The 11,813-nt window shown below is 41.7% G+C and carries 15 protein-coding genes and 1 pseudogene; 3 read left to right on the forward strand and 13 right to left on the reverse strand.

Features of this window, described 5'->3' with window-relative positions:
* Positions 1-154: 154 nt before the first annotated feature.
* From IQ246_RS25550 to IQ246_RS25560, 3 genes and pseudogenes are all read right to left on the reverse strand, one after another.
* Entirely contained in the window at positions 155-385 is a 231-nt protein-coding gene (locus tag IQ246_RS25550; RefSeq protein WP_193196497.1) for a NifU family protein, read from the reverse strand.
* A gap of 189 nt (positions 386-574) precedes the next feature.
* A pseudogene (locus IQ246_RS25555) lies at positions 575-1,069 on the reverse strand (DUF3386 domain-containing protein); the annotation flags it as partial.
* Between the two features lie 154 nt (positions 1,070-1,223).
* Positions 1,224-1,862 carry a hypothetical protein gene (locus tag IQ246_RS25560; protein WP_194006121.1) on the reverse strand — a complete coding sequence of 213 codons (639 nt, stop codon included), beginning with the start codon at positions 1,860-1,862 and terminating at the stop codon, positions 1,224-1,226.
* An 81-nt stretch (positions 1,863-1,943) separates the two neighbouring features.
* Between IQ246_RS25560 and IQ246_RS25565 the strand changes: the two genes are divergently transcribed.
* From IQ246_RS25565 to rpsD, 3 genes are all read left to right on the forward strand, one after another.
* A complete protein-coding gene (locus IQ246_RS25565) occupies positions 1,944-2,087 on the forward strand; it encodes a hypothetical protein (protein ID WP_194006134.1) in 144 nt (47 codons plus the stop codon).
* Positions 2,018-2,185, forward strand: coding sequence for a hypothetical protein (locus IQ246_RS25570; RefSeq protein ID WP_194006122.1), 168 nt, complete (start codon positions 2,018-2,020; stop codon positions 2,183-2,185). Before IQ246_RS25565 ends, IQ246_RS25570 begins: the two co-directional genes overlap by 70 nt.
* A gap of 369 nt (positions 2,186-2,554) precedes the next feature.
* Positions 2,555-3,163 (forward strand): 30S ribosomal protein S4, encoded by a 609-nt coding sequence (rpsD, locus tag IQ246_RS25575; protein ID WP_194006123.1) that lies wholly within the window; start codon positions 2,555-2,557, stop codon positions 3,161-3,163.
* Positions 3,164-3,228: 65 nt separating this feature from the next.
* Here the strand turns inward: rpsD and moaA are convergent, their stop codons facing one another.
* The 10 genes from moaA to IQ246_RS25625 form a co-directional block, all read right to left on the reverse strand.
* Positions 3,229-4,215 carry a GTP 3',8-cyclase MoaA gene (moaA, locus tag IQ246_RS25580; RefSeq protein ID WP_194006124.1) on the reverse strand — a complete coding sequence of 329 codons (987 nt, stop codon included), beginning with the start codon at positions 4,213-4,215 and terminating at the stop codon, positions 3,229-3,231.
* Between the two features lie 287 nt (positions 4,216-4,502).
* Positions 4,503-4,694, reverse strand: coding sequence for a hypothetical protein (locus tag IQ246_RS25585; RefSeq protein ID WP_194006125.1), 192 nt, complete (start codon positions 4,692-4,694; stop codon positions 4,503-4,505).
* Entirely contained in the window at positions 4,675-4,977 is a 303-nt protein-coding gene (locus IQ246_RS25590; RefSeq protein ID WP_194006126.1) for a serine protease, read from the reverse strand. Before IQ246_RS25590 ends, IQ246_RS25585 begins: the two co-directional genes overlap by 20 nt.
* 301 nt (positions 4,978-5,278) lie before the next feature.
* Positions 5,279-5,695 (reverse strand): type II toxin-antitoxin system VapC family toxin, encoded by a 417-nt coding sequence (locus tag IQ246_RS25595; RefSeq protein ID WP_194006127.1) that lies wholly within the window; start codon positions 5,693-5,695, stop codon positions 5,279-5,281.
* A complete protein-coding gene (locus IQ246_RS30635; protein ID WP_244142162.1) occupies positions 5,692-6,144 on the reverse strand; it encodes a hypothetical protein in 453 nt (150 codons plus the stop codon). The genes IQ246_RS25595 and IQ246_RS30635 overlap by 4 nt, the downstream gene beginning before the upstream one ends.
* 36 nt (positions 6,145-6,180) lie before the next feature.
* Positions 6,181-8,223, reverse strand: coding sequence for an ABC transporter ATP-binding protein/permease (locus IQ246_RS25605; RefSeq protein ID WP_194006128.1), 2,043 nt, complete (start codon positions 8,221-8,223; stop codon positions 6,181-6,183).
* Positions 8,224-8,594: 371 nt separating this feature from the next.
* The gene (locus IQ246_RS25610; RefSeq protein ID WP_194006129.1) at positions 8,595-9,575 is read right to left on the reverse strand and encodes an MvdD family ATP-grasp ribosomal peptide maturase; all 981 of its coding nucleotides are present in this window, start codon (positions 9,573-9,575) and stop codon (positions 8,595-8,597) included.
* Positions 9,576-10,137: 562 nt separating this feature from the next.
* Positions 10,138-11,115 carry an MvdC family ATP-grasp ribosomal peptide maturase gene (locus tag IQ246_RS25615; RefSeq protein WP_194006130.1) on the reverse strand — a complete coding sequence of 326 codons (978 nt, stop codon included), beginning with the start codon at positions 11,113-11,115 and terminating at the stop codon, positions 10,138-10,140.
* A gap of 270 nt (positions 11,116-11,385) precedes the next feature.
* Positions 11,386-11,526, reverse strand: a complete 141-nt coding sequence (locus tag IQ246_RS25620) for a microviridin/marinostatin family tricyclic proteinase inhibitor (RefSeq protein ID WP_194006131.1) — start codon at positions 11,524-11,526, stop codon at positions 11,386-11,388.
* Between the two features lie 94 nt (positions 11,527-11,620).
* Complete coding sequence (locus tag IQ246_RS25625; RefSeq protein ID WP_194006131.1) at positions 11,621-11,761, reverse strand: microviridin/marinostatin family tricyclic proteinase inhibitor; 141 nt, start codon at positions 11,759-11,761, stop codon at positions 11,621-11,623.
* Between the last annotated feature and the right edge of the window lie 52 nt (positions 11,762-11,813).

An 11,813-nucleotide genomic window follows, 5' to 3' on the forward strand; every position in this document is an offset into this window, starting at 1 on the left:
GGGCATGGGGCATTGGGCATGGGGCATGGGGCATTGAGAAGAGACAAGGTAGATCACAAAAAGACCTGTTCAACAATTCTTCCTTGTCCCTCTTGTCCTCCTTGTCCTCCTTGTCTCCCCAGCCCTAGTCCCCAATCCCCAATCTCCCCAGTCCCTAGATTACTTGCTCGATTTCTGCAATTTCGGGAATCAATTCCTTCAGGCGGCGCTCAATGCCCATTCTTAGGGTCATTGCGGAGCTAGGGCAAGAACCACAAGCACCTTGCAACCGTAGTTTGACCACAGGGCCGTCAAGTTCTACGAGTTCCACATTGCCACCATCAGACATGAGATAAGGGCGCATTTCATCTAAGACTGTTTCAACGTTGTCAATTGTTAGTTCCATAGTTTTAGACCTGCTAAGTAAACGATGGCGATCGGGAGTTAATTTGTAGTAGTGCTGAAATCTACTACAAACCTATTATCCAAAATTTTGTTTTCCAGCTTTGTTAAGTCGATCCTAGATCTAATTGTCCCCAGATTGCGGTTTGTCCAGTATTCTCAGACAAAAGAGTCATCTGTTCATGACCAATGACTAAATAATTGCTGGTTTTAGCAGCTTTATATTTGAGTAACTGAACTCAGTTGTCATGCAAACAACTGACCCTGATGCTCCTGACGTTGCTGGTTCTTTACGAGAGGCTCCGCCAGCGCTAACGCCATCTTCACACTCTTGCACGACCTGTTTGGTCATTAAATAATAATCGCCAAATTTTTTATATGTGTCTTCAAACTTAAGGATGGTGCTGACTTCATTAGTTTTAGAGTTGCGGAAAACCGCATCGTAGCGACTCGCAATGTAGCCAGAACCAGTATCGAAGCTTTCGTACGTATCAATTACAAAAGCCATGCGGCCCATCACCCGACTGACCTGGCAAATTTCATTGCCACGAATTTTATAATTAGAACCCATCGAATCGCCCTTTACCAGAATTTGCAACGCACCAGTTTCATCTGTCTCACTCAAGGTAAATTCATGCTTGCCATGAGACTGCTCAAAACTGGAGCGTTTACGATGAGTAACTATATCCCATACAATAGCCTTGGGTTAAGACAAGTTGCGCGACCGATAACCTCTGTAGAACTTGCATTGCAACGTCTCTACTCCCTGAGATTAAATAGGGTTAGCTATTTGCCAACCCCAAAGTAAATTTATATCTCAGTCAATTGCAAAGCACTGTAATTTATCTAGTGCCTGGCTGCACTGGAACGCTTGGTTGTGTAGGAAGTGGGGTAGTATTAAAAATTGGATTTAATCCCCCAGGTAGTTTAGATGGTGGTGTAGACGACGAAATGCCGCTAACGCTTTCACTAGCATCAATACAAGTATCCAGCGCCTGAGCGGGGGTCAATTCCTTGATTTCGCTACGCAAGCCAACCACACACTGGGCAAAGGTTACAGGTAACAAACTACGACCACAGTAAGTTAGAGCTGTTGGGTTAATTGCCTCCTCAGTGTTTTGGCTAATACCAACTACACAAGAAGCTAAATCATTGGGACGGCGGGCTTGTCCGCAGGAAGAAAGTGCATCCGCCGCTGCAATTTGCGTCTGCTTCTCAATCTTAACTACGCAAGAAGCCAAGTCCCTCGGACGCAGTGCTGTTGCACAACCTTGTGAGGCAGCTTGTGCCGTTACGCCCACGCTCAGGAGTCGAGCAGCACAGACACGGTAATCATTGCTATAAGAAGCTGTGACAGCCATACTAGGTAGGATAATTGTTAAACATCCAGCCACAGCTAAAACTGGTGCTGTCAAAATTCTGAAGGCAGAACCGCCTAGTTTGTTCTTACCTCTGCTATCCATTTTTTTGCTCTGTAACATTGCTGTTCTCCAAACACCCAAAGTTATGCTAACTCAAATGTCCTACAAATCCTCTGTAACAAGAGAATTTCGGCTGTAGCATTGAAGCCAATCCCAATAGTAACCAGCACAAAATTCTCTACAAATTACCGCCCCGCCACTTGGAGCATTGGGCATTGGGCATTGGGCATTGGGCATTGGGCATTGGGCATTGGGCATTGGGCATTGGGCATTGGGCATTGGTAGCTTCTTCCCCATGCCTCATTCCGCATTCCCTATGCCCAAAAACTCCATTCCGCAAGTGGCGTGGAGTTTTTTATCAAAAATTACTGGGAAACCCTTGAAGATGTGGCTCGTCATTGAGACATGTCCGTGCTTTAGCTAAGAATTGATTTTGTCCTTAGTTATGTTAAAGTAGTGGATTGAAAGATAAGTAAGCAACGTAAAAAGTATTTTAGAGTGAAAATACTGCGTAAACCAATCTTAGGATTGAGTAGCTTACGAAACTAAATAAACAGAAACAAATAATTGGTACGAGTACGGTGGGGCAGCCCGGAATTTACGCTTGGGGAGAAGATGCCTCTACTTTGGTAGGATACGTCATGTCAAAGCAAGCAGCCTCGTAGAACCAAGAATTCCCTGATTTATAATCAGGGGAGTGTCAAAATGGTATGTCTGAGTAAAATTTAAACAGGATTAGATTAAGGAAACACATGTCCCGATATAGAGGGCCACGCCTCAGAATTGTACGTCGCTTGGGCGACTTACCAGGGTTAACTCGTAAAAGCGCTAGACGCGCTTACCCACCAGGTCAGCATGGTCAGAATCGCAAGAAGCGCTCTGAGTATGCTATCCGTTTAGAAGAAAAGCAAAAGCTCCGCTTCAACTATGGTTTGACAGAAAAGCAACTGTTGCGCTATGTGCGGAAAGCTAGACGGGTTACTGGTTCTACTGGACAAGTGCTGCTGCAATTGCTTGAAATGCGCTTGGATAATACCGTCTTCCGTTTGGGTATAGCTCCAACCATTCCAGCAGCTCGTCAACTGGTGAATCATGGTCATGTAACTGTTAACGGTCGTGTAGTTAACATTGCTAGCTATCAGTGCCGTCCTGGTGAGGTAGTTGCTGTCAGAGATCGAGAACAATCGCGGAAGTTAGTGGAAGCTAACTTGCAATATCCCGGTTTAGCCAACCTCCCCAGTCATTTGGAGTTTGACAAAACCAAGTTGGTTGGCAAAGTCAACGGCGTCATTGAGCGAGAATGGGTAGCACTACAAGTTAACGAACTACTTGTGGTTGAATACTACTCACGGCAAGCCTAAGTTAAGAGTCAAGAGTCAAGAGTCAAAAGTCAAAAAGCTCTGGACTCTTGACTTTGGACTGTTAACTAACCACCAATTTGCGACATAGTGCGGGTATATGTACTTGTAACACCAGAGTCGCGCTCTTTGAAGTTAATTTCTGGCTTGATTGCTAATAACTGCCTCACCTGCTCTTGTAATTGAGTAGTGCTGTCACCAGAACGTAGAGCAGTTTTCAGGTTTAGTTGGCCAGTTTCATTTAATAAGCAGGGACGCAGCCAGCCATCAGCACTGAGGCGCATCCGATTGCAATTATCGCAAAAACATTCCGACATTTGACTAATAAATCCCAGTGTCCCCTTTGCTCCTGGAATTTTAAAGACATCAGCGGGGCCAAAACCACGAACTTGGGATTCTGTCAAGCCCCAGCGATCGCGGATGCGTTGTCGCAACTCGGCTGAAGATACCCAACCGCGATCGCCAAATAAATGTAAATTTCCAATGGGCATAAATTCAATAAACCGGACGTGCCACTGTCTGTCAAGTGTGAGAGCAGCTAAATCTAAAATTTCGTGGTCGTTGACGCCAGGAATCACCACCACATTTAACTTTAATGGGTCAAATCCGACGCTATAGGCAGTTTGAATACCATGCCATACTTGTTGCCAACGGGGACGGCCATGATTACCAATAATTTGATCAAAGATGTGTGGATCCAGAGAGTCCAGGCTAATATTAATTCGTCGTAGCCCTGCATTGTAAAGATTTTGCGCCATTGGAGCAAGTAAAAACCCATTAGTCGTCATTGATAAGTCTTGGGTTTCGGGGAGAGAGGCGATCGCTTTTACCAAATCCACCACATGGGGACGTAGCAGAGGTTCTCCCCCTGTTAAACGAAACCGGGTGAAGCCTACAGGGATAAACACTTGTTGAATCAGGGTTAGCAGTTCCTCGTTAGTCAACAGCTGTTGCTTGAGAATATAATCCAGTTCTGCCCCCTCTGGCATACAGTATTGACAACGGAAATTGCAGCGATCGATTAAGCTAATGCGAAGGTAGTCTACCTGGTTCATCGTTTTATTTTTATTGTCTTCGATCAGTAGATACCTTACTAGGGTGGTTTACCCCTTCCTACTTTGGGTATAGAAATGAGAGTATAAAAGATTTCATTTGTATCCGAATATATGGTGAAGGCGCACAGCTAGCTAGCCGTGCGTCTTTACAAACCACTATCCATTTCTACTGATTTTGTCGTACCCACTCATCCAAGCGAGACATTTCTACCGCACGGTTCAAAACTAATCTATTAACTTTGTTCCAGCCGGAGTGAAGGGCGACAATATCAGGACTTACGCAAGTGTCATATTTTTAACGCCAGAGGTTGTCCAGAGTCAAAGGTCAAAAGTCCAAAAAACCTTGATTCTTGACCCTTGAACGCCACTTGCTTCAAGTCGGCAGAGCCGCCCAACGCAGTGGCTCCCCTTGACCCTTGACTCTTATACCAGAAGCCTTGTGTGCCAGTTGCGTAAGTCCTAAATATAATACTTACCATCAATATTAGTAATAATTGCTCCTCCCGAAGCACCGCCAGTGGTATCGCAGTTGTGATCAAATAAACCATCTTTTTGCCGAAGGATACTACATTTTAGGTGAACGCCAGCAGTCATGCTTTCACCAGCAGTCAAGTCTTCATATCCTTTCTTCTTAGGGTTGGGGAAATCACCAGAGTAGCCTACCAAGGCAAATCTTTTTGTATTTCCAACGATAGTGGAAGATGGTAGAGATTTCCAGCCCAAATAACCATATTTCTTACCAATGGGCTTGTCAAGCTTCAAAACAGCCCAGTCATTTACATAATCCTCTAAACTGCCCTGTTTAAAGTCTGTGCCGTAATATACATTAGTTGCATAAGCTACATCATCTTTATCTCGGACAACACCGTTAATTAAGTTGGGTAGAAAAGCGATCGCTTAAGTACAAGCATCGTACCCATTGAATAATTGTTCAGTTGTCCTCAGAGATATTACTGAAAATTTATTCTGATTTTATGGGTGCGTTTAGTAATGTTTGTCTTGGTTGCGGTTTTTGTAACCAATAAAGTAGGAGCAACTCAAACTATTAGTAAAGTCGCTTTGGCTAAAATACGCGCTCAAAAGGCTTCTTGCGATAACGCCGATAGATATCGAAATCACTATCCAAAGTAGCAATCGCTGCAATATCCAGGCGCTCCGAAATGACGATTAGGGATAAATCTGCAAAATCCCCTGGTAAGTCTTTGTACTGGGCATTTAACTCAGCAATACGGGAAAAATCTTGAGGCAATAGTTGCTCACACTCGTATAATTGTTTGGCAACATCCAAAAGAAACTCGTTTTGTGTGCGCCAATCAAAGTTGAGCAACCACACCACTTCTGCGATGCAAATAGGCGTAGTTACCAGCCTAGAAGTGCAGTTTTCAAAGAAACGACGCACCTGTTGGTGATGCTGATCTCTGGCGCTGTAATAAGCCAATAAAAACCCGCTATCCGCGAGTATAAGCGGATAGTAGGTCATGGGTGACGTTTGTTAAGATATTCAGCGATCGCCTTCTTACGGTTCGCGCGTTCAGATAAATCCGTTGGTGCATCTTGTAGGAGGTGTTCAGGGTGTCCACCCCGCCTCTCAACCAAAGTTTTACCCGCTTGCAAGCTCAACCAACGTTCAGCGATCAAACGTCGGATCAACTCACTCTTGTCTGTTTTCTCTTGAGCCAAGATATCGGCTAACTGGCGTTCTGTTTCATCGTCTAGTCTAACAGTGAGCATTATTTTTGTCATACTTGTATTGCAAGTAATACAAGTATAACCTAGATGTCTATTGCCGCCATTCGCCAAGCAAGGTAAAACCTGCCCAGGATCGGTTTTTTTATTAGCGCGAAATAATGACAGCGCTTGATTATAAGATGAGAGTGCTTTTTGCTTCTCGCCTAAGTTGGAGTAAGCTCTAGCAATAGAAGAGAGCACGACAGCTTCCCCAAAGCGGTCTTTGAGTGTAAGCCTCTACAAACTACTATGCTTAACTTTTACCCATTTCAATACCTTCGGGTCTTTGTCATAGCGGTAGATAATGCCATCCTTAGTAGTAATGGACTTTCCTTGCCTTGCCTTGGTTCTAATAGTATTAATGTGAGAATCTATTAATGTCTGGATTTCTTTATGAGAAAACCCTTCAATTGCACCTATTTCTACTGATCTTTCTGGCTGACTTTCAGATTCATTATTGAGCGGAATATCTATTGTTATTTGAGCATCTTTAGAAAGATTAGTCACAATTGCTTTAGCTTTTTCCAGTCGATAATCTTGCACAGAAACAAGTTGCCAGCTAGAATCTTGTGAAAGTTCTAGAACCCAGTGATGATAATTAAACAGACTCTCTCTGTGTCCAACACTGATAAAAGTTGTTTTTGTTTTTTGTAACTGTTGATATAAACTTCCTTCATTCTTCAAATCTAAAGCACTCGTTGCTTCATCTAATATAGTAAAGCTAGGATGAGTAACTAACAGTCGTGCAAAAGCTAGGCGTTGTTGTTCTCCCAATGATAATATATTCTCCCAAGGAACCTCTGCATCAAAGCTACCAACTTTTGTTACTACATTTTGCAGATTAACTTGTTGCAAAATTTCTTCGAGTTCTTGATCGCTCATTTGACGATCTGTATTAGGATACAATAACTGTTCGCGCAAAGTTCCCAAAATCATATAAGGACGTTGGGGCAAAAACAATACTTCTTTTTGGGGAGGTCTCACCAGACGACCAGTTCCCGCATTCCACAAACCAGCGATCGCTCTTAATAGAGAGCTTTTACCTCGACCACTGGGCCCAACAATCAATAAACCTTCTCCTGGTTTCACAGAGAATGACAAATCTTCGACGATCACCTGCTCATAATTCGGCGTTTGTAAGGTGACATTCTCAAAAGCCAAACTATTGTCTTCTATTGTTGTAATGACACTCAGATTTTCTGGTTGTTTACTGACAGCTTCTAACGCATCCGAAAACTCAGCTAAACGCTCAACATAACTAGAAAATCGTCCGGAAGTCCCAAATTCTCTGATTAATTCCCCCAGAGCATTAGAAAATAGAAAGCTGCATAAACTAGCCTGGGTAATTTGTCCATAATCAATTTGATCTGTAATAAATAAAGGTGTGAGTATAAACATTGAAAATAGAGTGATAGCAGACTGATATGCTCTATTAAAAGTATCCTGACCTCTCTCCCAATTCAGCCTGCGCTCAGTACTTTTTATAACATTATTAAATCTGCGCTCAACTATATTTAATTCTTGTTTTTCTCCCTGAAAAAAAGCTATTGATTCGGCGTGATTCCGAATATGAGTCAGGCAATAATTATAGTCTGCTTCACATTCGAGTTCTTCTTGATTAATCTTATTTAATTCTTGAGTCAAGTAAATAGCAATCAAGTTACCTACAATCGTATAAATAACCAGATAAACTGCAATTTCTTGGGAAATTGTCCAGAGAATTATGATAAAACTCATCATTTCCAGCACTTTCTCTAGAACAGTAGCTAAAAATATCAAAGCACTGGTGGTAATGGGCTTAATTTCTTGCGCTATGCGCTGATCTGGGTTATCAATATCGGATCTAAAATTAATTTTATAATATGCACGATTACTCAAATATTTTTTTAAAATGTGATTATTAAGCCATTTATACCAATCCAGAGCAATTTTTTTTCTGACAAATCTAGAAAATGCTACCAACAGCACTACGCAAACAATACTAAGGGTGGAAACCCATAAAGTACTAATATACTTAGAAATATCCCTCTCTTCAATCACAATATCAAGCACATAGCGGCTCCAGAAGCTACTTAAGACGTTTATGCTCACAAGTGAGATGATCAATAATATTAAGAGAGCGAGCATCCCCCATGCGCGAATCACATCTGAAAATTCTCTTCCATTTGGCTCTGTTGGATACCAGTAAGGTTGGGCTACCACTTTGATATCCTTCCAAAATTTAGTAAAAGCCGAAGAAGGATTCTTTGCGGATTCATCGCGCAAAACTTGAGTTTGCATATTTTAAAAATATAGTGGTTATTTTTGGGGGGAAATATATCTTGAGTATAAGTTGTTGACTGTAATCCTTTCAATGTGGATAAAAAATCTACTTTTATCTACTGATTTAAGGGTGATATTACTTGATGTATTGGTGGTTAATACAATTCCTTGTTCTACAGCAGATAAGAGAATGTTAATTAGACACTTAAGACCATTAAGACAGTTCAGTAAATAATTAAGTAATTAATTAATTAGAAGACTTAAAAAAGTTAATAAATAATAATTAAAAACTGTAAATTTTGTGCTATTTGAAATTGGAAGCCCCAGTTTCAGCCGAAGGCAAACTGGGGTACTTCACTATCAGTCAACAGTCAACCATTAAAGATGATTTATTCTTTGATAGTAAGCATAATCTCAGCGATCGCCTGGGAAATCGGGAAATGTGGTGAAAATATCTCCAGCCAGAAAAATTCCCCAACTGGGTTAACCTCAAGGAATACGTGCTTACCATCGGGTGTGACGATAATATCGATCGCCCCATAGTTTAAACCAAAATAAGCCATGAGTTTGAGGAGCTTTTTCTCAACATCTTCGGGTAAATCGTAGGGTTTCCAAGCTTTATTCAATGCTCTCCCCTCTTTGCGCCAGTCGTAAGTAGCTCCCTCCAAACTTTGAGAGTCTACTGCGCCAGTAAATACGCGTTGTCCGACAATAGTCGTCCGCAATTCCAGTGCCTTTGGGACGTTTTCTTGAAACGTCATCGGACAAAAACGCAGCCCTTCAAGATGCTCCAGATCATCATTGGTAACTGGATTGGTGAAAACAACATTTTCTCGTCCCTGATTATCATAGATGGCAAAGGAAGAAAGCATTTTTGTGACTATACCCTGCTCTTGACACTCAGAGGCAAATTGCTTGACTGCCTCTGGATTGTTGCTAGTCAGGGTGCGTGGAGTCAGAAGTCCCACTTCTCGTGCAACTTGCAACTGTAGTTGCTTATTATTAGCCCGATCCACATTTGACATTTTGTCGAAGTGAAATCCTTTCAGGCTGGCAATCATACCTCTAACAGTGGCGCGACATTCGTTAATTGATGCTTCTCTATATTGCTTATCCATTGATTCGGGGATTTTTTGCCCGTAGCGCATCCTACGATACCAAACTGAGGAAACTTCACTCAAATCGAGCTGCTGTTCGCCATCAGTAATAATTACCCGCTCAGAATTGCCGGAGTAAATATCTAGCTTCACTTCGGTGGGATATCTATCTGTGTCAAAACGAAATACTTTTTCTCCTCTAGCCTCAATTGCTTCCATTACTAGAGGAATGCTTTCGTTGTCTTGACTAAAAGTAATGATTAATACTGTCATATCAAATTTATTATCCGTAAAGTATCGGTCAATATTTTTTGATTAAGCTTATTTACGTTCAATATCATGAATTCAAGAATCTGAATCTATATTCTTGAATTTATCATGCCTATTTTTCGGATTTATTATCCTTAAAGCAACGGCACGAATCAGGGTTGCAATAGTTGATGTTACAGAAAGCCCAATTGAACGTCCTAAAAAAACCAGGACTTACGCAACTGGCATATTATTTTAAGTTCGTAGTAAGGACTAAAGTCCTCACTACAAACAAAAAATTGAGATTTTTGTGACACTTGCGTAAGTCCTAAAAAAACAAAAAAAGTTTTACAGTGGTAAGAAGAAACAGCATACACTCAAGTCATAAGTAGTGTTAGACCAAGGGAATGGTCAAATCATCTGCACGGCTCATGGTAAGGGTAGAGAGCATGATTTCCATATATTTAAAAATAGTAAATTATTTCTTTAAAGAAAATATCGAATGTTTAGAGGATAAAGGTTATCAAGGTATTCAATAACTACCTTCTCTTTTTTAATTCCTGAAGATTGTTTATGAAAATAGCTTCTAGGAAATAAGAGTGTCTGCGATCGCACTCGAAATCGGCAAGTCCAAATCTCGCTCCACCATTCCCCACTCGCCTGTGGGGTTAACTTCCAAAAAGACATATTCTCCTGATGGTGTGAGGATAAAATCTAACGCTCCAAACAAAAGCCCAAATTTACCCATGAAGGCTTGAAGACGGCGAACCAATTCATCAGGAAGCTCATGGTGTTGCCATGCACCAACATCAACACCAGGTTTACGCCAATCAGCTTTGGATGCTGCATAAACACCCGCATCTAGCGCTCCCACAAATACTTTGCCATTCACATACACCACGCGCAATTCCAACTGCTTAGGAATTTGCTCTTGAAAAACCATTGGACAATAGCGCAGTGACTCGGCATCAAGCAAGTCTTCCTCTTTAACAGTGCTGGTGTAAAGGAAGAAAGAGGTGGATTCCATGGTGTGGGAAAGAGCAGTTAACAGCTTGCTCACCATTTTTCCGTTGACTTGATGGAAAAACTCCCGTGCTGACTCAGCTTTGTTGGTGACAAGAGTCTGGGGAATGGTAAAACCTACCTCAGATGCAACCCGCAGTTGGCGCAGTTTATTGTGTGCAACATTTATCCGCTCCAAATCATCTACCCAATTAGCTCCCTTGAGGCTATCCCAAAAACCGTCTAAAGTCGCTTGTGATTCTCTAAGACAAGCTTCTCGGAACTGTGGAGCTAATTCTTTACTCAGTTTTGGCTCCCAAATACGCCGCATCCAAACAGCTTGCACTTGCTCCGTGCTGATAGAGTGCGTGCCATATTCCAGCCTGTGATAGCTTTTGGACTTGTCAAAATGTGCTGTTAATTGCACTTCTAGGGGAAACTTATCAGTGTCGAGGCGAAATGGTTGCGCCCCTTTTTTTGCTAAGGCTTCTGCTACTCTATCTATTGTGAAGAAATCGCCACTATGGGTGATTAATAAAACAACGTCCCGCGACAGGTGCATAATTTTTTTTGAGAGTTTTTTAAGAGGTAGATGTTAGAGACTACCAAATATTGAAGAAGAATTCAGAAGTCAGGAGCCAGAATTCTGAATTTTGTTTTGATAAATTATTCAATCTTAATTTGTAGGGTGCATTAACCAAGTAACGCACCCTACAATTATGTTGAGGAAAGCGATCGCTTCCATAGTATGGAAACGCTCGTGTTCCTAGAAATAGCTTTCAGTTACTTGATAACCGCTACTCCCTTAATTTCAGATGAAGAACACTCTGATTTAATACTCTTCCCAATCGGAAGGATACTTGGCTGTTTGAGCCCATGGGGTATTATCTGACTGTGTAGATTGCTCTTCCAAGAAGCGGGCGAAGAATGGCACTACTTTGATATCCGATGCTTTTACTGTGTTGGTAGACATGGTATTTTCTCTCGATATTAGTTGTTAGCAAAGAGTAGTTTTCAGTTACTTGATAACCGCTACTCCCTTAATTTCAGATGAAGAACACTCTGATTTAATACTCTTCCCAATCGGAAGGATACTTGGCTGTTTGAGCCCATGGGGTATTATCTGACTGTGTAGATTGCTCTTCCAAGAAGCGGGCGAAGAATGGCACTACTTTGATATCCGATGCTTTTACTGTGTTGGTAGACATGGTATTTTCTCTCGATATTAGTTGTTAGCAAAGAGTAGTTTTCAGTTACTTG

It is taken from the genome of aff. Roholtiella sp. LEGE 12411, from assembly GCF_015206995.1.
GTDB lineage: Bacteria > Cyanobacteriota > Cyanobacteriia > Cyanobacteriales > Nostocaceae > Komarekiella.